The sequence below is a fragment of the Pedobacter nutrimenti genome (assembly GCF_032678445.1).
GTDB classification, from domain to species: Bacteria; Bacteroidota; Bacteroidia; order Sphingobacteriales; family Sphingobacteriaceae; genus Pedobacter; species Pedobacter nutrimenti_A.
Map to the genome: position 1 here is coordinate 24,266 of NZ_JAVTSQ010000020.1, position 22,772 is coordinate 47,037.

Annotated in this window: 18 protein-coding genes; 3 read left to right on the top strand and 15 right to left on the bottom strand. The window is 40.7% G+C overall.

The genetic code is table 11. The annotated features are described in order from the left end of the window. Positions 1-64 precede the first annotated feature (64 nt). The 3 genes from hpf to rpsU all read right to left on the bottom strand — a co-directional run bounded on the left by hpf (position 65) and on the right by rpsU (position 1,655). Positions 65-412, bottom strand: coding sequence for a ribosome hibernation-promoting factor, HPF/YfiA family (gene hpf, locus R2S08_RS26845; RefSeq protein ID WP_133778803.1), 348 nt, complete (start codon positions 410-412; stop codon positions 65-67). A 14-nt stretch (positions 413-426) separates the two neighbouring features. Continuing rightward, entirely contained in the window at positions 427-1,311 is an 885-nt protein-coding gene (locus R2S08_RS26850; protein ID WP_316837997.1) for a tyrosine-type recombinase/integrase, read from the bottom strand. Between the two features lie 149 nt (positions 1,312-1,460). Further along, positions 1,461-1,655 (bottom strand): 30S ribosomal protein S21, encoded by a 195-nt coding sequence (gene rpsU / locus R2S08_RS26855; protein WP_110833360.1) that lies wholly within the window; start codon positions 1,653-1,655, stop codon positions 1,461-1,463. 479 nt (positions 1,656-2,134) lie between these two features. Between rpsU and R2S08_RS26860 the strand changes: the two genes are divergently transcribed. After that, the gene (locus R2S08_RS26860) at positions 2,135-2,524 is read left to right on the top strand and encodes a hypothetical protein (protein WP_133778805.1); all 390 of its coding nucleotides are present in this window, start codon (positions 2,135-2,137) and stop codon (positions 2,522-2,524) included. Between the two features lie 55 nt (positions 2,525-2,579). Here the strand turns inward: R2S08_RS26860 and R2S08_RS26865 are convergent, their stop codons facing one another. From R2S08_RS26865 to R2S08_RS26880, 4 genes are all read right to left on the bottom strand, one after another. Continuing rightward, entirely contained in the window at positions 2,580-3,197 is a 618-nt protein-coding gene (locus R2S08_RS26865) for a porin family protein (RefSeq protein ID WP_316837998.1), read from the bottom strand. A gap of 228 nt (positions 3,198-3,425) precedes the next feature. Continuing rightward, complete coding sequence (locus tag R2S08_RS26870) at positions 3,426-4,598, bottom strand: acyl-CoA dehydrogenase family protein (protein ID WP_316837999.1); 1,173 nt, start codon at positions 4,596-4,598, stop codon at positions 3,426-3,428. 166 nt (positions 4,599-4,764) lie between these two features. After that, the gene (locus R2S08_RS26875; protein WP_133778994.1) at positions 4,765-5,292 is read right to left on the bottom strand and encodes an adenine phosphoribosyltransferase; all 528 of its coding nucleotides are present in this window, start codon (positions 5,290-5,292) and stop codon (positions 4,765-4,767) included. A 2-nt stretch (positions 5,293-5,294) separates the two neighbouring features. Beyond that, positions 5,295-6,197 (bottom strand): ComEA family DNA-binding protein, encoded by a 903-nt coding sequence (locus R2S08_RS26880; protein ID WP_316838000.1) that lies wholly within the window; start codon positions 6,195-6,197, stop codon positions 5,295-5,297. Between the two features lie 79 nt (positions 6,198-6,276). On the opposite strand from R2S08_RS26880, the gene R2S08_RS26885 reads away from it, so the two are divergent. After that, positions 6,277-8,028: a lysophospholipid acyltransferase family protein gene (locus R2S08_RS26885; protein ID WP_133778809.1), complete on the top strand. Its 1,752-nt coding sequence runs from the start codon at positions 6,277-6,279 to the stop codon at positions 8,026-8,028. 152 nt (positions 8,029-8,180) lie between these two features. Here the strand turns inward: R2S08_RS26885 and R2S08_RS26890 are convergent, their stop codons facing one another. From R2S08_RS26890 to R2S08_RS26910, 5 genes are all read right to left on the bottom strand, one after another. Next, entirely contained in the window at positions 8,181-9,599 is a 1,419-nt protein-coding gene (locus R2S08_RS26890) for a SusD/RagB family nutrient-binding outer membrane lipoprotein (protein ID WP_316838001.1), read from the bottom strand. A gap of 9 nt (positions 9,600-9,608) precedes the next feature. Continuing rightward, the gene (locus R2S08_RS26895) at positions 9,609-12,803 is read right to left on the bottom strand and encodes a SusC/RagA family TonB-linked outer membrane protein (protein ID WP_316838002.1); all 3,195 of its coding nucleotides are present in this window, start codon (positions 12,801-12,803) and stop codon (positions 9,609-9,611) included. 36 nt (positions 12,804-12,839) lie between these two features. Next, positions 12,840-13,979 (bottom strand): dipeptide epimerase, encoded by a 1,140-nt coding sequence (locus R2S08_RS26900; RefSeq protein WP_316838003.1) that lies wholly within the window; start codon positions 13,977-13,979, stop codon positions 12,840-12,842. Continuing rightward, positions 13,969-15,213 carry a C40 family peptidase gene (locus tag R2S08_RS26905; protein ID WP_316838004.1) on the bottom strand — a complete coding sequence of 415 codons (1,245 nt, stop codon included), beginning with the start codon at positions 15,211-15,213 and terminating at the stop codon, positions 13,969-13,971. Before R2S08_RS26905 ends, R2S08_RS26900 begins: the two co-directional genes overlap by 11 nt. 158 nt (positions 15,214-15,371) lie before the next feature. Beyond that, positions 15,372-16,037, bottom strand: a complete 666-nt coding sequence (locus tag R2S08_RS26910) for a DUF6266 family protein (protein WP_316838005.1) — start codon at positions 16,035-16,037, stop codon at positions 15,372-15,374. A 305-nt stretch (positions 16,038-16,342) separates the two neighbouring features. On the opposite strand from R2S08_RS26910, the gene R2S08_RS26915 reads away from it, so the two are divergent. Beyond that, the gene (locus tag R2S08_RS26915; protein ID WP_316838006.1) at positions 16,343-16,705 is read left to right on the top strand and encodes a hypothetical protein; all 363 of its coding nucleotides are present in this window, start codon (positions 16,343-16,345) and stop codon (positions 16,703-16,705) included. A gap of 95 nt (positions 16,706-16,800) precedes the next feature. Here the strand turns inward: R2S08_RS26915 and R2S08_RS26920 are convergent, their stop codons facing one another. The 3 genes from R2S08_RS26920 to rny form a co-directional block, all read right to left on the bottom strand. After that, a complete protein-coding gene (locus R2S08_RS26920; RefSeq protein ID WP_316838007.1) occupies positions 16,801-20,091 on the bottom strand; it encodes a TonB-dependent receptor in 3,291 nt (1,096 codons plus the stop codon). 237 nt (positions 20,092-20,328) lie between these two features. Further along, a complete protein-coding gene (locus R2S08_RS26925) occupies positions 20,329-20,829 on the bottom strand; it encodes a DUF962 domain-containing protein (RefSeq protein ID WP_316838008.1) in 501 nt (166 codons plus the stop codon). A 117-nt stretch (positions 20,830-20,946) separates the two neighbouring features. Beyond that, the gene (gene rny / locus R2S08_RS26930) at positions 20,947-22,509 is read right to left on the bottom strand and encodes a ribonuclease Y (protein WP_316838009.1); all 1,563 of its coding nucleotides are present in this window, start codon (positions 22,507-22,509) and stop codon (positions 20,947-20,949) included. Positions 22,510-22,772: the final 263 nt, after the last annotated feature.

Consider the following 22,772-nt stretch of genomic DNA (forward strand, 5'->3'; position numbering starts at 1 on the left):
CAAAAAAAAATTGACGGTTTTTACACCGTCAATCCCTCTTTTTAATCTTAAAACAAATATATATCTAATAATCAGATACTTCATTCGCACTTAAAATCACTTTATGTTCACTTAATTTTGTTCTTGTCTTATCTTTATGTTTAGTAATTTGTTTTTTTAAGGACTCAATCGACAAATCTGTCGCTTCTTCAAATGTTTTACACTGCTCCTTCGCAAACAATGTTCCGCCAGGAACGATCAGTTTGATCTCGCTAATTTTATTCGCCTCATCGTCTACATTCTCCAGTTTCAAATAAACTTCTCCACTTATGATCTGGTCAAAAAACTGATCCAGCTTATCTACCTTTCTTTGTATAAAATCTAACAACTTTTTATCTGCATTGAAATGGATCGATTGAACTCTGATTTTCATGTTGTCCTCCTTTTTTATGCCTTTGGATGGGCTTGTTTATATATAGTTTTTAATCTTTCAATGGAATTATGCGTATATACCTGGGTAGCGGCCAGACTGGCGTGCCCAAGCAACTCTTTTATCGCATTGAGGTCTGCACCTCTGTTTAGCAGACTTGTTGCGTAAGAATGCCTTAAAACGTGTGGGCTCTTTTTATCCTGCGTGGAAATAAATGTCAAATAACTCTTTACTGTTTTATAAATAAAATTCCGGTGCGCGCTCGCTCCTTTATTAGTAACGAATAAGGATGCGGTTTTGTTGTCGAAATTTTGTAAGCTTTTTAAACTGATGTAATCTTTCAGCTGCTGCACCAGTGGCCGGGCCATCGGTATAATTCTCTGCTTCCCTCCTTTACCCAGTACCTTTACGGTCTCTCCATAAAAATCTATATCCTGATCTTTAAGATTCAGCAGCTCTGCCAGACGCATACCGGTACCAAATAAAACTTCTATGATCATTTTATCCCGGACAGAAGGAAAGCTGTCATCAAAGAATTCCCCTGAGTCCAGCAGGCTATCCAGCTTTTGGTCGTCAATAAACACCGGCAAATGTTTTGCAACCTTAGGTGTTTTTACATGGGTAACAGGATTAGAAGCGATCTCTCCTTGCCTTTGGTGATATTTATAAAAACTTCTCAACGCAGACATCTTCCTGCCCACAGAATTCGCGCTTATCCCCTGCTCCATCAGGTGCACTATATAATTCCTCACGTGTATAGGTTGCACCTCCAGCATCTCCATTTCAAATGTTTCCAGGAGATAGGTATTAAACTGGGTCAGGTCTACTTTGTAGGACTCAATGGTGTGAAGCGAATAACGTTTCTCGTGCTGTAAGTAAGATAGAAATGTTTCTATTGACATATATTCTGCTTCTAAAAACCTGTAAAGTGAATATACAAAATGATCGCATATAAACAAGTTTTATTTGAAATAATGACAAAACAAACGGACATAAAAAAAGCACTGCCGAATATCAGCAGTGCTTTTATATCATAAAAATCAGTCAGAACTTAAACTGTTCCTTCTAATTGCATATTTTGCTTGTAGATTGCATGTTTAACCTGAGTACGACGAGTAACAGATTTTTTTTCGTATGCTTGACGGCTACGTAGTTCTCTCAAAACTCCAGTTTTTTCAAATTTCTTTTTGAAACGTTTAAGGGCTTTATCCAATGATTCGCCGTCTTTAATATTAATGATAATCATAACGCTGAAAATACCTCCTCTCGGTGTGTTTAATTCCTTCATTCTTAGAAGGGATGCAAATGTAAATAAAAAATCTTATAAATAAAAAAATAATGTGCTCTTCGGAGACTGAGTTTTCTAAGCGCCGCTGCGCGGCTGCTACGAAACCAAGGTCTCCTCTGAGCAACATTATTTTTTTTTCATGACGCCTAAGGGGAGGGTATCCAGGCCTGGTGCATAGAATTAAGCCCGGATCACCTCTCAATTAAGCACCCAGAAAACCGAGCCCGCGAGCTCTTGAGAACAAATAAAAACATAAACACTTCGAAAAAAATAATATTACTCAGAGGAGACCTCAGCTTTCGAAGCGGGTCGCATAGCGACAGCGTAGAAAGCGTAGTCTCCGAAGAGTATATTATTTTTCATACCACGCTTAACATCACAAAACTTGGTATAATTATATATGAATAAAATGTAAATTAGCTTATATATATAAACTTATGACAACAGGAAAAAAAGTACTTACTTACGGTATCATCATCGCAGTCCTGGTGATCGGATCCCTGGCCTACTATCATTACTACTTTGTTTTAGGAGAAGGGGTCAAATCCGGAGAACTCAATTATGTAGTAAAAAAAGGATATCTCTTTAAAACCTATGAAGGCAAATTGATCCAGTCCGGAATACAATCCAAGCAAATCGGCACCTTGCAATCCAACGAATTTGAATTTTCAATTGCAGACCAGAAACTCGCAGAGCAACTCATGGCCAACAGCGGAAAGGTCTACCAGTTACATTACAAAGAATACAATTCCAGTTTGCCCTGGAGAGGTTTCAGCGTATTTGTAGTAGACAGCGTTGTTTCCTCCCAAAATGCACCAAAACTATAATAAACATAAAAAGGAGGGTATCCCTGCACCCTCCTTTTATACTATAATTTAAATTTTAAAGACTAAAAGCTACACCTGCGTTCAGGCTGCTTCTGGAATTCCTAATCGTAGATCCCTGGTTGTTTTTCAAAATATCAGTAAGACCACTCTGTCCATCAGCCTCCAATATAATTTTAACCCTATCTGCAACCGGTATTTTCACACCTATTCCCAAAGCCAGGCCAAGATCGAGACTTTTTGAAAAATCTTTTAAATCCCTATTCAAGGCTGTTTCTTTTGCACTCAATAAAACTCCTGCGTAGGGACCGAAATTCAGATACCAGTTCCTTGTCTTACCAAAATGCCAGTTGGCCATTACCGGGATGGTTAAATAATCAAAATGATAATCTGTTACAGCGGTTTGATTTTTATCTAAATCAATAATAAAACCTCTGTTCCAACCTTTCTGATCATAACTTAGTTTTGCTTTAATACTCCACCTGTCAGAGAAAAAGTAATCTCCAAAAATCCCAACGTTAAGTCCGGTTCTAAATTTAGTATTAGTCGCTGATTCACTTTGCACCGTCGCAAAATTCACACCAGTATTAAATCCAAATTCAAAACTGCCTTTTTGCTGTGAAAATGCAGTATAACTACAGGCGGTTAAAAGCAAAATTGTAAATAATTTTTTCATATTTTTTGATTGTTAATTAAGATATCGCAAATATATAAATATTTACAATAAATCTACAACCAAGTAACTAAAAAGAAATTATACATGCGTTTTACAAGCAAGATCAAATATCACATACGGAGACCAAAAATGAACAGGCATAAAAAAACCGGTGATCATTTGATCACCGGGTGCTTGAATTTTATATTTGGTTAGAATATGCTGGTTTAAATAAATTGCGGATACAAGTTATGCATTTAAAACTTCTCTTGCAATAACTATTTTCTGAATTTCCGAAGTTCCCTCTCCAATAGTACAAAGCTTGCTGTCACGATAAAACTTTTCTACCGGAAAATCCTTCGTATAACCATAGCCACCAAAGATTTGTACCGCCTCCGTAGAAACACGGACTGAGACCTCTGAAGCAAAATATTTTGCCATAGCCGCCTCTTTGGTCATCTTTACACCACGATTCTTCATATCTGCAGCCTGCCTGATCAACAAGTCCGCAGCTTCAATCTCCGTAGCCATATCCGCAAGCTTAAAACTGATCGCCTGGAAGCTCGAAATCGGCTGTCCAAACTGATGACGCTCTTTAGAATACGCCAGTGCAGCTTCATAAGCCCCCTTCGCAATCCCCAAAGACAAAGCGGCAATAGAGATCCTTCCTCCATCCAACACCTTCATCGCTTGTTTGAAACCCTCACCCACGCGGCCAAGGAGATTCTCTTTAGGCACCCTGCAGTTGTCAAAGATCATTTCAGTTGTCTCTGACGCACGCATGCCCAGTTTATTTTCCTTTTTTCCGGCTGAAAAACCAGGAGTTCCCCTCTCTACAACAATTGCAGAAATCCCCTTAGAATCCCCTATGTCACCGGTTCTCACCATCACAACCGCAACATCTCCCGATTTCCCGTGAGTGATCCAGTTTTTTGAGCCATTAATTACATATTCATCTCCATCAAGAATTGCAGTGGTCATCATCCGCAGGGCATCAGAACCGGTATTCGCCTCTGTCAAGCCCCAGGCACCAATCCATTCGGCTGTAGCCAGCTTTGGCAGCCATTTAGCTTTCTGCTCTTCGTTTCCAAAAGCCAGAATATGACCGGTACATAATGAATTGTGAGCCGCAACCGACAAGCCAACAGAGCCGCAAACTTTTGCCACCTCTACAATAACATCTACATACTCCTGGTACCCAAATCCCGATCCACCATAAACCTCAGGAACCAATACCCCCATCAATCCGAGTTCACCAAGTTTTTTAAAAACCTCTACCGGAAAATACTGCGACTCATCCCATTCCATCACATTTGGACGGATGTTCCGTTCCGCAAAATCTTTCACCATTTTTCTGATCATCTCCTGATTTTCAGAAACTGTAAAATTATATCCTAACGAACTATCTAGCACTTCTTGCATGTTTTTTTATTGAATTTGAGCAATTATAATTAAATAAATCAACAGCATCACTAGAAAAATATTCTCCCAAAAACAGAACAAAATGGTATTTAGTTCATTAACCCGACAAAGTTCCCTCAGGGCACTAAAAACAGCGAAATAAACCTCTAAAAAAAATCAATAAATTTTAATACGATGCAAGAGAAAAAGTCTGAGGAGCAAATTCACTTAACCGCTCTCTCCCATTCAAGAAATCCAGGGCAATAATAAAAGAACAGCCAATTACCTCTGCCTGCAATTGCTTAACCAGTTTAGAAGCAGCCACCACTGTTCCACCTGTAGCCAGAAGATCATCATGAACCAGTACCTTTTGTCCTGGCAACAAGGCATCTTCATGTAATTCCAGTACAGCACTTCCATATTCCAGGTTACAAGCTTGCTGTATCGTCTTAAAAGGCAGTTTCCCTGCCTTGCGGATTGGAACAAAAGGCACCTTCAGCGCCTGGGCCAACAGCATTCCAAATAAGAAGCCACGGCTTTCAATCCCTGCAACTACATCAATATCAAGGCCCTGCAACTGCTCAACAAGCGCAGCCGTAATCTCACCACACAACACAGAATCTTTCAATATTGGTGTAATGTCTTTAAAAACGATGCCGGGTTTAGGAAAATCCAGTACATCTCTAACGGTCTGTTTTATTTTTGCTTCAATCATCATTAAAATATAAGATAAGGTTCCAGTTTCTCCAGCACCTGGGGTGTCAAAATAACCACCTTTTTTAAGTCTGCAATATTAGCATAATTTCCGTGTTGTTTCCTATATTGTAACACCGCATTGATCTGATTATATTTTAAATAAGGACAAGACCTCAGGTCTTCAAACCCCGCAGTATTGATATTCAATTTCCGGATAGCCGAAGCATCCACGCGAACCTGATCCCTGATCTCTTCGAACTTAGCAGAATCCAGACCAAATACTTCCAGCAGCTGCTCTTTCCTGTAAAAACCACCCAATCGCTCCCTGTACTTTACAATCCGTCTTGCAAAGGCAGGTCCAATCCCCCTTATCTTATCCAGTTCCAGTGTATCTGCAGTATTGATCTCCACCATCACGGAAACTGGCCGGGCAACAGCTGCCCTTTTATGAACGACCTTAGTTATAGAATCAGGTACAGAAGATTTAATATCTATATAAGGAAGCAATGTCTTATACTGATCCGGAGCCACCACATACATCTTCTTCAGATCTTCCGGCCGGCGAAACCGTCCACCCTTTTCCACATATCTTAATATAGATTGTGCCTGTCTGGCAGAAAAACCTAATTTCTCCCAACCCGATTGGGAAAGTATATTCGGATCAAAGCGAAACAACACCGCAGACCTGCCCTTCTTCTTTTTAGTCCAGCCAGCCCTCCTGGTATCTGAAGCCACAGCAGAATCCATCTTTTGTTCAAGTACCTGCAGCATAAATGCTTCATCTGCCGGATCTTTTACCGGTGGCCAAAGCCAGGCAACAACATAGGGGTAGAAAGGCAGCATCAAAATGAACCCCGACAGGAGCAGCAATCCATTGAACTCCCCTTTTGTAAGATCGAAGTAGTTATTTAACCATTTTCTCATACCCGGCTAATGTACTACCGATATTTAGAAATATAAATCTTATTTTTGAGGTTGCTTTCCAATCCATAAAAAAATTTAAATGAAGATCATAACCACTAAAGAATTCGCCAAGGCCACAAAAATCGACAAACTTGGCGTTCCTGGTTTGGCTGCCTTGCTGATGGAAGTGATGAAATTAAACGACATCAACAAGGTCTTTTCACAAAACAAACATTTCAACGGTCTCGAATTTGTAGATAAAATACTGGAAACCATTGGTGTAAGTATAGACTTCGATGAAGATGATCTGAAAAATATTCCTAAAACAGGTGGATTTATTGCCATCGCCAACCATCCTTATGGTGGTGTCGAAGGCTTAGCGCTCGTTAAATTATTATGTACCGTAAGGCCGGAAGCAAAGGTTATGGTCAACTTCATTCTGAAGAAGATCCCTAATCTCGACGAATTCTTTGTTGCGGTTAACCCTTTTGAAAACGTACAGCATTCCTCCAGCATCAGCGGCTTAAAGGCCACCTTCGACCTGCTCCAGAGCGGAACTCCCATTGGGATCTTCCCTGCAGGCGAGGTATCCACCTTCAGCCTCGACAAACAGGAGATCACCGACAGAATATGGCATCCGGTTGTAGGAAAACTGATCGCCAGAGCCAAAGTACCCGTTGTCCCAATCTATTTTCATGGCAATAACGGCATCTTGTTCAATATCCTGAGTTTCATACATCCTACCCTAAGAACAGCCAAACTGCCTTCAGAATTCCTGAACAAGCATGGGCTTAAAATGAAAGTAAGGATAGGCAAGCCCATTCAGATTGACGATATTTCCTATAAGAACAACACCAATAAATTACTGGACTTTCTGCGGGCCAGGACCTATGCCCTTGGAACAGGCCTGGAACAGGAAAGAAAATTATTCAACCCGATCAATCTTTTCAAGATCAAAAAGAAACCAGAACCGGTCATTGAAGAAACACCACGGCACCTGATCGTGGAAGAGGTAGAACAACTGGAAAGTTTCCGTGTCTGGGTAGAAAAGAACTATGAGGTATACATTACCCCTACCGCCAGCATTCCAAACATCTTAAAAGAAATCGGGCGCCTGAGAGAAATCACCTTCCGGGAAGTTGGAGAAGGCACCAATAAAAAAATTGACCTCGACAATTACGACATCTACTATCACCACCTGTTCATCTGGGACAAAGAGCAGCAGAACATTGTGGGTGCTTACAGAATTGGTAAAGGAGATGAGATCCTGAACACGCTTGGCCGCCGGGGCTTTTACCTTTCCGAACTTTTTAAAATCAAAGAGCCTTTTTATCCGATCCTACGCAAAGGGATAGAACTGGGCCGTTCCTGGATCCGTAAAGAATACCAGCAAAAACCACTTCCACTATTCCTGCTCTGGAAAGGTATCTTAAAATACCTGCTCGATAACCCCCAGTACAGATACATGTTTGGTCCGGTGAGCATCAGCAATAATTTCTCTAAGTTTTCCAAGTCACTTATTGTGGATTACATCACCAAAAACCACTTTGACTATGAACTGGCCCACTATGTAAAGCCAAAGAATAAATTCAAGGCCGATCTGACCCCTATCGACAAAGACCTGCTGATTGAAAGCAGCGAATCCCTGAAAGACCTGGACAGTTTGATCTCTGACATAGAGAATACCCATATTAAAATCCCTGTACTGCTTCGTCAGTACATGAACCTGAATGCAAAAATCATTTGCTTCAATATAGATCCTAAATTTTCTGATTGCCTGGATGGCTTCCTGCTCGTGGATACCCAGAATATCCCAGCTGAAATGCTGGAAAAAATCGGGAAAAACTTCTAAAACAAAAAGCCACGACATCCATCGTGGCTTTTTGTTATCAACTAAACCTAAACTTATAAATACTAACCAAATATTTACATCACAAAAGTAAACCGGCCATGTTAAGCAAAGGTTAATAACTGATTATATATGAATAAAGTTAACATAGCAGTTTAAGGCTTATCCCACCATACCCTGGCGTTCAGGTCATCTGCACCACCATAAGGAAAAGCCGCCACCGCTGCGTTGTAATTTGCAGTATTTGCAGAGCGTTCCTGAGTTGGATACCCCTCTCGTCTTGGAATAGGCTTACCCAGACCCGTCGGCGGACTTAATGCCGGAAAACCAGTTCTCCTCCATTCTGCCCAAGCCTCATAACCATTCATAAACAGATGCACCCAACGTTGTGTAGCAATCTTAGCAAGACCATTATTAGCATCATAAGCCACTTCAGGATGTGCCTTAAATGCAGCTAAACCACTGATATCATTTGCATTCCACTGTCGAATTGATTGTTCAATTGCCAGGTCATAATTTACCTGAGCAGTAGCATCCCCCCCGGCAATCCATCCAATTTTCGCTGCCTCCGCCTGTGCAAACAAAGCTTGCGCATAAGTAATCAGATATACCGGTGAATTCTGTTGACGGATTGCCGCACCAAGCAAAGAATAATCATCCACTATTACAGATGTATTTAAGCCATATTCCAGTCCTGTATAATTACCCGACAGGTTCTTATCCGCATATACTTTCAAACGAGGGTCATCAAACGGTTTCATCCTATCTACCAGTGTTTTACTTACTGCATACCATTTCCTTCCAAGCCGTGTAAATGAATTGTACCAATAATTTTCATTAGCTTGTTCGGCAAGGTGTTTATATACCAAGTTAAACTTATTATCGTCAATAACGCCAGCAGCAAGGGCTTTATTAAACTCCGCTTTACCAATTGTAACATCAACCTTAGACAGCCTCAAAGCCATCAGCATATGAATGGTATTCCCTAATTTTTTCCAGCTGGAGATATCACCACCATACAAGATATCATTTTTAATAGTACCAGCAGAAACATTCAATGCTGCATTCGCCTCATCTAACAACTTAAATAAAGCAGTATAAATAGCCTGTTGTTTGTCGTAAGTTGGATTAACCGCCGCTTTTCCTTTCAGAGCCTCACTGTAAGGCAAGTCACCCCACCTATCTGTAATGTGCCACATAAAATAGACCTTCAATATTTTGGCTATAGCCAGCTGGTTTACAACAGGCCCCTCATTTGCATCTAACGTATTGGAATTAATCACGGTCTCCAAATTAATCAGCGGCTGATAATACCAGCTATAAAAATTAAAATATACGGTAGCATACCTCGCATCTTCGGTATAAGTTGTATTAGAAAGATACTGAGGATAAAGATTACCGTAAGCATTAGAACTCATATCTGGTAAGTATAGTTCAGCATTGGCAATAAGCTTAGTCCCAGATGCGACACTTGCCTTATTTGGATTGGTGTTAATGGAATCATCAAATTTGGAACAGGCGCTAAAAAAAAGCCCAATTGCAAGTATCCCTATTAATTTATTTATTCTTTTCATGACCTGTAATTAAAATGTGAGATTAAGATTTACCCCAAAAGATCGAACTGTTGGTAATTGTCCTTTTTCAATCCAACTGATAGAGGCACTACCCGCAGAAAGGTCAGAAGGATCAAGTCCTTTAGGTGCCTTTTGCCAGATCATCACAGGATTCCGCGCAATTAAAGCGACTTTAACGGACTTAAAAGGCAACTTATTCAACATCTTTTTCCCCAAGTTATAACCCAGGCTAACTTCCCGTAATTTAACATAAGAAGCATCCATCAGCCACTCCTCGTAAACTTGCGTTCCAAGAATATTCCGATAATAGTTTCTTGCCTCCACATACGCTGTAACTTCCTGGCCTGTAACAGAAGATATCCCGTCCACCTTCACTCCACCACCATTTGTTACTGCATCCCGGACATTATTTCCTTTGTCATTTAAAGCCGCTGTTTCTGCAGCCTGTCCAGATTTAACAGCCAGCATTTTACTCCAGCTAAAAAACTTACCTCCAGACTGAAAATCAATCATTGCACTAATGTCAAACTGACCAATATGAAAATTATTCACAAAACCCCCTGTAAATTTGGGAAGTACGGAACCAAAATCATGATTGGCTTCGTACATAGGCAAGTTATCTTTATCCAAAAGAATCTTACCAGTTGCTGCATCACGCCGATAGCCCTGTCCTACCAAATTTCCAAAAGGCGCACCAACTTTTGCATTCAGATAGATATTTACTTTCGAATAAACATTTGCATCCAATTGATAAACATCTATGCCAGGATATAATTCTTTAATCGTGCTCCTGTTCCGGCTGAAATTTAAAGTAGCATCCCAGCTAAATCTTTTAGCGACCACAGGTTTGCCTGTTAAAGTGACTTCAATACCTTTATTCTCAATTTTTCCAGCATTGACCAAATAGCTCGAATATCCTGTAGCACCGGATACAGTTAAAGGTATAATTTCATCCTGGTTTTCCTGTTTATAATAAGTAAACTCCAAACCCAATCTATTCTTAATAAACCGAAGATCAATCCCAGCCTCAAAAGAATGGGCAAAAGACGGCTTAACATCTGGATTATTTAACTGGTCAGGAACATACTGTGTGTTTATAGGTGTGGTACCGTTGTTGTAAACCGCACCCGTTTCATAATAATATGAAGTTTGATAGGCTGCTAAATCTGATCCGGCAATGGCATATCCCATCCTTACTTTACCGTAACTTAAAGGTGTCCATTTTACCAGTTCACTAAACACAAAACTTCCCGATACCGATGGATACCAATAAGAGTTTTTACCTTTTGGAAGCGCCGACGAATTATCGTTACGAATTGTACCCTCCAGGAAATAAGTATCTTTGTATCCGAAAGAAGTTGTCGCATACATACTTCTTACCTGTTTACGGCGCAGATAAGAAGTGGCCAAAGGCCTGTCAACAGAAGCCTCAACACTATAAAAACCAGGGCTGGATAACCCACCCTGTGTTTCTCCACGTACATAGGAGTATTGCTGGGTTAGAATATTGGCTCCCAAATTTGCATTGACAGACAATTCTCCAAAGGTCTTGTTATATTGCCCCAAAAATTCATAATTGTTTTCCGTATTCTGGTACTTACCCGTCCAATAACCATCTACATTACGTCCACCTAAGGCTTCCTGATGTGATAGATTTTGGGTAAACCTGTCGGAACGAATAAATCCACTTAGCTTCAATTCAGGAAGCACCTGAAAACTTGCATTCACATCTCCAAAAAAACGATCCCTGTTGTCATTATTCAGATTTTCATACAAATCAAAGAAGGGGTTATTCCAATCACTTGGCTTATTGTTTGCATTGGTTATAGTACCTGTTGTTTTATTTGGGTTTACATTCCAGTTCAGGATAGTTCCATCCGGATATTTATAGTTCCGAAGTTCATTGATATCAATATTTCTTTGAAACCACTGAACAGAACCAGTTCCAGAGCCCTGATATCCTTCAGTTGGCCTTTGAGCACTATTATTTGCATAGTTTAGATTTGCGCCAATTGTGAGCTTTTTGGTAATGTCCAAAGAACCGTTAACGCTCAGGTTATTTTTCTTTAACCAGGTATTTGGCAAAACTCCATTTACATAGCCATTATTGTAACTAAACCTTATGGCAGAGTTTTCATTTCCTCCGGCTACTGAAAGGTTGTTATTTAAATTGTACCCTGTTTCATAAAGATCTTTAATGTTGTCAGGATGAGGGACAAAGGGTGTCAGTTGTCCATAACGGGCATCCTGCGGGTAAAAACTATAATACATCCGCACTGGTGTACCATCCATTTTTGGCCCCCAGCTTTCGTCGTTACCGTCCAGGTATTTTTGTCCGTTAGCTAGAGTAAGAAAACTCTGGCTGTTACCAACACCATAGATGTTCTGTAATGGCATAAAATTTCCGGTTTTTTCAATTGAAAAGGCAGAATTCAATTGAATATCGATTTGTTTAGCACCTTTTTTTCCTTTTTTCGTTGTAATCAGAATCACACCATACTGGCCACGCAAGCCATATAATGCAGATGCTGCCGGACCTTTCAGAACACTTACAGACTCTATATCTTCAGGATTAATATCCTGGGCGAGATTTCCATAGTCAGCACCATTTGAGGTACTATTGGAAAAATTCTGATTAGAGACAGGCGTTCCATCTACCACCATTAAGGGTTGATCTTTCCCCGTCAGCGAGTTGGCACCTCTGATTTTAATTTTCTGCGTTCCGCCCATGCTTGCTCCCGAAGAACCGACCACTTGTACCCCCGCTACTTTTCCGGCAAGCGCTCCAATGACGTTTTGTTGTTTGGTTAGAGTGAGGTCATCGCCTTTCACTTGCTGCACAGAATAACCAAGCGATTTATCACTCCGTTTAATTCCCAGCGCTGTGACCACCACTTCCGACAAATTTTGATTGTCTGAAGCCAAAGCCACACTGATTTTCAACTGGCTGCCCACCAGCACTTCTTTAGGCAAAAAACCAATGGAGCGAAACAGCAACGTTTCTGTTGCGCCGGCACGGATGGAAAAATTTCCATTGACGTCCGTAGCTGTCCCTCTGCTGGTTCCCTTAACGGTCACGCTCACCCCGGAAATTGGCTGTCCATCGTCGGAAGCGGTAATTTTACCGCTGATTTCTTTCTCCTGGGCCCATAAACGGAGCGTACAGTAGAATAGTAAAATGAGTAAAGTAATGGTTTTCTTCATCTTGTTTAGGTTAGGTATTTTGTGGATTGTTATGTTCTAATAGCTTCTTATTTTTTTCAGCCCAAGACCTGGAAGATCATTCAGCCTCACTTTACCATTCACCACTTCCATTCCTTTATATACATCATTGCTGATCAGCAGGGCGCCATCAAGATCTGCCCAGTCTACCATCGGTGCCAGTTGCGAAGCCGCAGAAATGGCACAGGAAGTTTCCGTCATACAGCCAATCATGATCTTCATGCCCAGAGCACGCCCAAGTTCCAGCATCTTATGAGCTTCGCGCATCCCGGTACACTTCATTAGCTTAATATTGATTCCGCTATATACTTTATGCGCTTTCACCACATCTTCCAGTCTTTGCACCGCTTCATCACCAATGGTTGGCACGGGGCAATGTTCCGTTAGCCAGGCATTGTCGTCCACCTGCTCTTTCGGCATAGCCTGCTCAATAAACACGACTCCTTTTTCATGTAGCCAGTGTGCCATATCCAGCGCGAAAGCCTTATCCTTCCAACCCTGATTAATATCCACACACAAAGGTTTATCGGTCACTTCCCTGATGGTCTCGATCATCATCTTATCGGTATCCCGCCCCAATTTCACCTTTAATATTTTATAAGGATCCGCTTCTTTCACCTTCTTACGAATCATTTCAGGTGTGTCAATTCCGATGGTATAAGAAGTATTGGGTGTTTTAGAGGGATCATAACCCCATATTTTATACCAGGGCTGTTTCATAATTTTACCCACCAGATCATGCAGAGCAATATCAACTGAAGCTTTAGCTGCTTTATTACCAGCCTCCAGATGATCCACATAATCCATGATATTCTCCATCTCAAAAGGATCATCAAAAGCAGACAAATCTACCTTAGATAAAAACTTCAAAACAGTTTCATGAGATTCGCCCAGGTATGGTGGCATCGACGCCTCCCCATAACCAATGATTCCGTCATATTCAATTTCCGTAAGTACGACCGGCGTCGTTGAACGCGAGCTGGTTGATAAAGTAAATACATGATTCAGGTTCAGTGTATAGGGCTTAAAGCGAAGTTTTAACTTTCCTTTCCCGCCAAACTCCTGGCTTGCACTCACCAGCAGTGGAGAAGCCCCTAAAACAAGTGTACTTCCGGCCAGCAAGCTGGTCGATTTCAAAAAATCTCTTCTATTGTTCATTATTGGTTGGTTGTATATATAATTCGTGTTGATCGATACGTGTAATTTGTGGAGTTCCAATCTCATTCAAAATACGGCGTGCACTCACCAGTGTACGCGATTCAAAATCCGCATAATCTGCAGCAGAAGGAACCATACTGTTGATGCGGACCATTCCTGCCGACTGAATAAACTCTCCGTTTCCCATATAAATCGCCGTATGTGTAACCCGGGGATGAGCTGCCCTACCTTTAGCTGCCGCAAAGAAAAGTAAGTCTCCCGCTTGCAGGTTTTGCAAACATTTGGACAGACTGACCGTATCTGCCTCATAGATATCAACGGGCTCACCTATGAGTGCTTGCTGAGAAGCATCCCTTGGCAGGATGATCCCATTTAAGAAATAACTGGTCTTGATAAAGCCACTGCAATCTACCCCCTTCATAGATGTTCCTCCCCAGAGGTAGGGTGTTCCGATCAGGGTTTTAGCCGTTGCCAAGATTTGCCGTGCATCCGGATTAGGCCGGGAAAGCCACTGTTTGTATTTTTGTGCAGTTTTTAATGGAATAAAGGCGATACGTCCATCTGGAAAGGCCACTTTATAAAACTTCTTTTCTTTACCCAGCAATTTCAGTAAATTACCTTTTACCAGATCAGATACACGTTCTGATGTCACATCTGCCCGGCTGTAAGCAGAACCATAGTCATCTGTATAGACCAGTTTATCTGCTCTGCGCCATTGTTCAAAACCCGCCGCATCCATCACAGCCAGTGCTTCGGTTTCTACCCAGGCTATATACCTGTCCGGTGATCTGACCAGCGAATACCCTTTTTCCTTTTTCAAAATTTGAACAGGTGTCCCAAGAATCATTTGAGTGACCATCTCGGCATAATGGGCAGGATTTTTCCGGTTGTTTGCCACAGAAAGACGCACCACACCGTATACCTGACCATCCAGCGCAGCAGAAGGAAGAAGATGCTCAACAACATCAACTTGTAAACCTTCTTTTGCAAACGCAGCTCTTAAGTTTTCTGCGGCCTGTGGCAAAGTAGTTTCTACTTCTACCCGGGGTCTCTCCGTTCCTGTAACTTCAAGATTAAAGATATCGGTTCTTTGATCCGGAACTTCTTTTCTTCCTACATTTTCAGCAATGGCTTTAATTTTCTTAAGCAATAAAGTATCTAAAACCGCAGAAGCATGCAGATTGGTGGTTAGAAAAACAAGCAAAAAGAGAGAAATATAGTTTTTCGGTCGCATATTCTGGTGGTTTGATTTAGGTTAAGAAACTATTTGCAATAACTAAATGTAATTTTTATTAGCAATAATCGCAAATAACCGCAAAACAAATCGACAAATAACGCACAAAAACGCAAAAAGGCAATATTTTGCCTTTCGCTTTTAAATTATAGAAATATCTATAAATCAATCCGCCCTACATAGACGCTATCAGAAATACTTTGCCGGTCATCAGAAATAAAGGCGATATAGGTTTCTATATAGAAATCCTTTTTATAGATATTCCCATCTTCTTTTTCTATTCTATGTACCTCAAGAACATCACTGCCTGCTTTCCTTCTCGCACCACTTAAGGAGTAATAAGCACGATTGTTTGCCGGAAGAAACGCCACCATCATCACCTGGTCCCGATCCCTCGTCCTTTCTATTTCCGGATCTTGCTCCCAGTGGAAGGTAAGCAAGCCATCAGAAAATTCAACAGTAGGATGGTATGCAGGTGGTAGTATACCTTTACTGACCAGGGCTTTGGTATAATCCATTTCAAGACCAGGAAAAGTTCCTTTAATCGCATTTTTTACATTATAGGAAACTGCTGCATTTTGTGCAATCTGGGTAGTTTCTAAAACCTCAACCCTAAAGCTTACATTGATAAACCTGGTTAGCGGCGAAATAAATGCCATGACAACTTTAAATCTTTCATTAACCGCCAGTTGGGCTGGCGTTCTTTTTCTGGGTACACTTGGGGAAATTGAGCGGAGAACAGGTTGTCCTAATCTGACATAGCCAACAACATTGGCAAGTTTGCCAATGATAGGGCCAAAAATTCCATTTTTTAATCTTGCCATGAGCGTTTTGTTTAACAGGTTAAAAATCTGATCTTTACAACAAGTTAATCAGAATTCATAAAGAATCCAAATCCGGTTAAATTTCAATCAGTTTAGAATTAGATTTTTATAGTTGTTTGATCTGGCTATAGCCGAAGCATAGCCAAAGAGGAGCCGAAGAGAAGCCTTAGCGAAAGCACAGAGAATATGGACGCTGGCTTCCGCCTGATACCACACTTAGTTCCTCCCTACTCTCTTAACAATAATTTTATATTGGATCGTTAATTTCATTAAAAATTAAACACTCATTCTCTAATGCTAAAATCATGAATTACAAATCTCTCGCACTGATGGCACTCCTTTCCTTAGCCTTCATTTCCCGGTCAAATGCGCAGGAAAAAGTTAAAAAATTTTGCACAATATCCTATGGTGGTAACTATAGCCTCTGGCGCAATCCGAGAATAGACTATGGTCAGACTAAAAGATATACACCTTTAAAGGATTCAATCTTTATTCAAAAGCTAAACAGAGTAGAAGCAATAGAGAATTTTGTGCAGGCGCTGAATTACATGACCGGGCTAGGCTGGAAATATGAAGGAAACATTCCCTTAGCCGATCCAAGTCGTCCGGAATTTAGAGTTTTGTTCAGCAGGGATTTCGATCCTTCTGAATTGACAGACGGCAAATAATAACATCCCTTTTAAGACCCGGTTTCACCAGATACTTTAAACAGAAAAGGCGGAGATTACATCTCCGCCTTTTCTGTTTATTTTTTATTGCTAAACTAGAAGCTATATCTCAAGCCAAATTGCATTTGGAAACGTGATGCAAAGAAGTCTTTAGAATAAGTACTTGTATTTGCTTTATCAAAAGTATAGTTAGGATAAGCGCTTGCTGAACCAGTTCCGGCAACAGCTTTCAGCCCTACACTAGCCATAGAGTTGTATGTGTTTGGAGAGAAATACTGAACACCCCAGTTTTTATTCAACAAGTTCGTTAAGTTCACGATGTCATAAGTAAACGTAAGGGTCTGTTTTTTAGCACCACTACCTACTACTACGAAATCTTGTGAGAAACGGAAGTCAGCCTGTACATTCCATGGTGTGCGAGCACCATTTCTTTCTGTAAACTGACCTCTTCTTGTTTTCAGGTATTTATCACCATCAATAAAGGCATCAAAAGCACTTGCCTGAGTTGCATCTAAAATGAATTTAGATGTTTCGCCTGCTTTAGGAATATAAACTAAACTTACGTTTTGTCCTGTTCCGTTGATGGTTGCATTCAGGAAGCCATAAGAATATGGTGATCCAGATTGTCCGCTAAAGAACAAAGAGAAATTAGATACATATTTATTCCTTGAATCCCATGCGTGTCTGAAATTCACGGTAGATACGATACGGTTACGAATATCAAAGTTAGAATAAGCCAGTCCAGGATTATTTGGATTTAAAGACTGATTCAACTGCCAGTTAGACTCCATAGAGTTACGGATACCGTTGGTGATGTCCTTAGACTGTCCATAGGTATAAGCAGCCATTACATCTAAACCAAAAGGGAAAGACTTACTGATTTGTCCTGTTAAACTGTAGCGATATCCTTGATTGGTATTAGAAAGCAAGTAAGCATTGGTATATAAAGGATTGATGGCCTGAGTTCCGTTCACCTTTTGATAGATCGGTTGCTGATGGTTCACATCATAAGGATAATATACAGGCGCATCTACAAGGTTAACCATTTGGAATTTTAAATCATGGATCACTTTCGTATAGATAGCCTCTACTGTGAATTTCCACTGATCATCAGTTTTGTAATCAAAAGCTAAACTGGTTCTCCAGGTTTTAGGCATTTTAAAATTGTTGTCAATCAGATCGACTTGCGTAGCACCGGCTGCATCATTAACATTTTTACCTTGTTTAGCTACATAACCAGCCTCGCCATTACCGTTCAATGCATCTCTGATTGGATCGGTACCTGCAGCTTGGTACTTGTCATTTTTAGGGTCAGTATTACGGTATGAATATTTCTGGTCATATGCACCGTAAGTTACACCATTGTTGTAATAAGCATAACCTAACCAGGCAAAAGGAACACGTCCAGTAAATAACCCGCTACCTCCACGTAAGATCATTTTCTGATCTCCGTTAACATCGTAGTTGAATCCGATACGTGGTGAAACCTGTACTTGTCCAAAGAAATCATTTTTAATGTCTTTCGGTTTAGTGTAAGTATAGGTAGCACCGTAGTTTGGATCTACAGGAGCACCTGTTGTTTTAACACTTAAGGGTTGTTTGTTTGGCATATCAGCCATGTCAAAACGCACGCCGTAAGTTAATTTGAAACGATCTGTAACCTGGAATTCATCTTCGCCATATAAACTGAACATGTTCATTTTGAACTGCGCAGGAGGATTGGCGATAATGTTATCTCTGGTATTATTTGCATAATTATAATTGGTACGAACACGACTAGGCATGTTGTTCAGGAAATCATCCACGCTTCCATAAGCCACACGTCCATTCCATGCATTTACGAAACCATAGGTGATGTTGTACAACTCATTGTGTGTACCAACAGTGAAAGTGTGTTTTCCCTTAGTAAAAGTATAGTTATCTGTAAATTCAAACGTTTTTTGTTTCATATCAAAGATACTCGCTTCACGGTCAGTACCTAAGAATATCGTTCCTCCTTTTGCTCCGGTAATCTCTATTTGAGGTAGTGCCGGATTAGAAGTAGGCGTTCTGTAATCATGGATATTAGAGTATCCAATAACTAAACTGTTAGAAGCATTGTTAGATAACCTGCTTTTCAATTCTGCAACAGTAGAACTTTGATTGTTGTTTTGTACAAAATCGATTCCACCAAACCTGAAGTTAGCCTGGTCACGCTCTAAATTCGTCGCCTCTGATCTGATCGTGTTGTTACGGATCGTTAACTGGTTGTTATCATTGATGTTCCAGTCTAAACGATTGAAAAACTTGTTAGACTTTGCATAAATATTATAGCTATCTGTATTTTTGAAAGCACCAGCATCTACGCCGTATACATTTTTCATGCGATCAGAGATCTTTTGAGCCTGATCTAAGGTAATCACCTGCATATCTGGCGAACCTGCACCTAAGATCACAGGATCCTGACGGCGGGTCAACTCTTCGTTAGTAAAGAAGAATAACTTGTTTTTAATGATAGGAAGACCTAATCTGAAACCAGCCTGATAATCATGGAATCCAGAAGGTTCTTTAGAGTTATCGCCGATTTTATTTCTACCGATTAAAGAAGCATTACGTCCGTAACCATAAACAGATCCAGATACATCATTAGTACCAGAACGGGTTACTGCGTTTACACTACCACCGGTAAAGTTACCGATCTTTACATCATAAGGAGCTAACAATACAGAAACATCCTGAATCGCATCTAAAGAAACCGGACTTGTTCTTGTACTGCTTCCTGGCATACCTGAGCTTCCGCTCTGTCCGCCCAGTGAAGGACTGAAACCAATCGCATCATTGTTTATGGCACCATCAATTGTTACGTTATTATATCTGAAGTTGGTTCCGACAAAGGAGTTGTCTTTACTTCCCTGAGGAGTTAAACGGGTTACGTCAGTTAAACTGCGGTTTACGGTAGGCAAAGTTTTGATCTGTTCTTCACCGATACGGGTACCTGTACCCATTTTAGTTCCACCTTTTACACCTGTAACCACCACTTCAGACAGCTGCTGACCTTCGTCCAGCAAGGTAAAGTCTAAACGCTGATCTACTCCTAAACTTAGGTTGATGTTATCTTTCTCTTGTTTGGCATAACCAATATAACTTACCGTTACTTTATATGGACCACCCGGATTTAAGTTGTTTACGCGGTAAGTACCATCCGCATTGGTCATTGCACCATATTTAGTACCAGTAGGAACGTGTACGATCAACACACTTACTCCTGGAATTGCGATGCCTTTTGCATCCCGCACTTTTCCGTTTGCACTTGATGTTGTTACCTGGGCGTTTGCACCTATTCCAAAAAGGAGGAGCAATGCCAGTAGAACATAGGAAACATTATTGGTTAGTAGCTTTGTTTTCATTGTCTGCTATTATTTTTTTTACAAAGCTAAACAGGCAACATGATCTTAATATTAAGCTTACATTAATGCATGATACAGTTAATATTAAATTAAAAACAGGTTAAAATAGCGAAAAAAATGGCTTTTTCAGCTTGAACAGGGACTTTTACAAAGTGGAAAAAGCAGCAAAAGGCGTTAAATTAGCACTAAGAAAGCATTAATCTAATGTTATGTTTATGTTAACAAGCGAGATTTTGCCTAATATCTCAGACCTATCTTCTTACAAATGAAGTGCAACAGCCAAATTGGACCAATTAACAGGAACTTAACGTCATCTAGAAAAGAGGGCTTTTTTCCTTCTATTTTATGCCCGATAAACTGCCCTATCCAGGCCAGCACGAAGATAACCGCACACACCAGCCATAAAGCAGGGCCTCCATTGGCTTGTGCCTGCTCTATTTTCACGATGCCCATAGACATGATAAATATAAGGATAAGCATCAGGTAGGACATGACCGGGGAAAGTTTATAATAATAATAGATAGAAAAGGCGATCAGAAAAGAAGCCCAGTTCAGGTATCCATTATACTTGCCCAGAAAAGCAAGGTGAGGAAAGGGAATGGACCAGATCAGGCCGAGCAAACTAAACACGATCAATGGCACACATACCCAGTGAATAATTTCATTGGAGTGATTCTGATGGCTTTCTGCATACTTATCAAAAAGAACATCAACCTGGCTTTTCTCTTGTGCTTTCATCTATTTATTTTATTCTCTTTAATTGTTAGATGTAAAATTAAGCATTCTTAAGGATGGCGCAAAAATAAAAAAGCGGTGGATTGCTCCACCGCTTCCTACTGCTCCGCAGTATTTATCTTATTTTGCAAAAGCAACCGAACGGGTTTCCCTGATCACGGTTACTTTGATCTGACCTGGGTAGGTCATCTCTGTTTGTATGCGGTTTGAAATATCAGCCGCCAGTAATTCTGCCTGCTGATCGGTTACACGCTCGCTTTCTACAACAACGCGTAATTCACGTCCGGCCTGTATAGCAAATGTTTTTTCTACACCTGGATATGACAAAGCCAGCTCTTCCAGTTCTTTTAAACGTTTGATGTAACTTTCTACCACCTCACGTCTTGCACCCGGACGTGCGCCAGAAATGGCATCACAAGCCTGTACAATCGGAGAGATCATAGAAGTCATCTCAATTTCATCGTGGTGGGCACCAATTGCATTGCAAATTTCTGGATGCTCTTTATATTTTTCTGCAAGCTGCATGCCCAGAATAGCGTGAGGCAATTCAGGATTGTCATCAGGCACTTTTCCTATATCATGTAGTAAACCGGCACGTTTGGCCATTTTCGCATTTAAGCCCAGTTCTGCCGCCATGGTCGCGCAGAAATTGGCTACCTCACGGGAGTGGTGCAATAAATTTTGTCCGTAAGAAGAACGGTAACGCATACGCCCAACCATCCTGATCAGTTCAGGGTGCAGACCATGGATTCCCAGGTCAATCACGGTACGTTCTCCGATCTCTACGATCTCTTCTTCAATTTGTTTCTTGGTTTTGGCCACCACCTCTTCAATACGTGCAGGGTGGATACGTCCGTCTGTAACCAAACGATGCAGGGCCAAACGGGCAATTTCTCTTCTTACCGGGTCAAAGCCCGAAAGAATAATCGCTTCCGGGGTATCGTCTACGATGATCTCAATACCTGTTGCAGCTTCCAGTGCGCGGATATTTCTACCCTCACGGCCAATTACACGGCCTTTGATCTCATCACTTTCGATATGAAATATAGAGACCGTATTTTCAATAGCCGCTTCCACAGCCGTACGCTGAATGGTTTGGATCACTACTTTTTTAGCTTCTTTTCCAGCGGTCAGTTTCGCTTCGTCAACGATATCTTTTACCTGGATCATGGCTTGAGAGCGGGCATCTTCCTTCATGTTTTCGATCAGCTGATTTTTAGCTTCATCGGCACTTAATCCAGCTATAGCTTCCAGTTGTTTTACATGCTGACTTTTCAGAACATCAACTTCTTCCTGCTTTTTAACCGCGATATCGGTTTGTTTTTCCAGGTTCTTTTTCTGGCCATCCAGGTCTTGTTCCTTACGGGTCGCGTTTTCGATCTTCTGGTTTAAACTCTGCTCTTTTTGCTTCAACGCATTCTCACGCTGATTGATCTGGTTGTTCTTTGTATTGACCTCTTGCTCGTGTTCTGCTTTCAGCTGCAGGAATTTCTCCTTGGCTTCCAGTAAACGGTCTCTTTTTAAGATGTCAGCATTACTCTCTGCATCTTTAAGAATCTTTTTAACTTTTGTCTGAGCTGCGATTTCCTGTTTCTTCAGCAAGCCTCGAAGCAGGTACCGCCCTATTAATATACCGACGGCGAGGCCGGCAAGCACATATCCTATTATTCCAACTATTTCCATTTAATTATATATTAAAACATGCCTAAGCTTAAATCCCCTCTTTAAAGGCTGGCTTAAGCACGCTCTATTTTCAAAATTTTTGTAAAAAAAAACCGCAACTAAACTCTTTCTGTTCCATATGTTGTAAACTTCAACGTAAGCATAATTAGGATTTACGTTATTTTCAGGTGCAAATGCAGATGAAATGTACGCTCTCAACCCTATAAATATTGAAGTGTTAAGTTTAAAAAATAATGAAACTCAAGAGTCTAGCTGCGGCTATA

Bases quoted from the DNA above. Each gene is read 5' to 3' on its own strand.
- hpf (WP_133778803.1), bottom strand. From the start codon at position 412: ATGAAAATCAGAGTTCAATCGATCCATTTCAATGCAGATAAAAAGTTG.
- R2S08_RS26850 (WP_316837997.1), bottom strand. From the start codon at position 1,311: ATGTCAATAGAAACATTTCTATCTTACTTACAGCACGAGAAACGTTAT.
- rpsU (WP_110833360.1), bottom strand. From the start codon at position 1,655: ATGATTATCATTAATATTAAAGACGGCGAATCATTGGATAAAGCCCTT.
- R2S08_RS26860 (WP_133778805.1), top strand. From the start codon at position 2,135: ATGACAACAGGAAAAAAAGTACTTACTTACGGTATCATCATCGCAGTC.
- R2S08_RS26865 (WP_316837998.1), bottom strand. From the start codon at position 3,197: ATGAAAAAATTATTTACAATTTTGCTTTTAACCGCCTGTAGTTATACT.
- R2S08_RS26870 (WP_316837999.1), bottom strand. From the start codon at position 4,598: ATGCAAGAAGTGCTAGATAGTTCGTTAGGATATAATTTTACAGTTTCT.
- R2S08_RS26875 (WP_133778994.1), bottom strand. From the start codon at position 5,292: ATGATTGAAGCAAAAATAAAACAGACCGTTAGAGATGTACTGGATTTT.
- R2S08_RS26880 (WP_316838000.1), bottom strand. From the start codon at position 6,197: ATGAGAAAATGGTTAAATAACTACTTCGATCTTACAAAAGGGGAGTTC.
- R2S08_RS26885 (WP_133778809.1), top strand. From the start codon at position 6,277: ATGAAGATCATAACCACTAAAGAATTCGCCAAGGCCACAAAAATCGAC.
- R2S08_RS26890 (WP_316838001.1), bottom strand. From the start codon at position 9,599: ATGAAAAGAATAAATAAATTAATAGGGATACTTGCAATTGGGCTTTTT.
- R2S08_RS26895 (WP_316838002.1), bottom strand. From the start codon at position 12,803: ATGAAGAAAACCATTACTTTACTCATTTTACTATTCTACTGTACGCTC.
- R2S08_RS26900 (WP_316838003.1), bottom strand. From the start codon at position 13,979: ATGAACAATAGAAGAGATTTTTTGAAATCGACCAGCTTGCTGGCCGGA.
- R2S08_RS26905 (WP_316838004.1), bottom strand. From the start codon at position 15,213: ATGCGACCGAAAAACTATATTTCTCTCTTTTTGCTTGTTTTTCTAACC.
- R2S08_RS26910 (WP_316838005.1), bottom strand. From the start codon at position 16,037: ATGGCAAGATTAAAAAATGGAATTTTTGGCCCTATCATTGGCAAACTT.
- R2S08_RS26915 (WP_316838006.1), top strand. From the start codon at position 16,343: ATGAATTACAAATCTCTCGCACTGATGGCACTCCTTTCCTTAGCCTTC.
- R2S08_RS26920 (WP_316838007.1), bottom strand. From the start codon at position 20,091: ATGAAAACAAAGCTACTAACCAATAATGTTTCCTATGTTCTACTGGCA.
- R2S08_RS26925 (WP_316838008.1), bottom strand. From the start codon at position 20,829: ATGAAAGCACAAGAGAAAAGCCAGGTTGATGTTCTTTTTGATAAGTAT.
- rny (WP_316838009.1), bottom strand. From the start codon at position 22,509: ATGGAAATAGTTGGAATAATAGGATATGTGCTTGCCGGCCTCGCCGTC.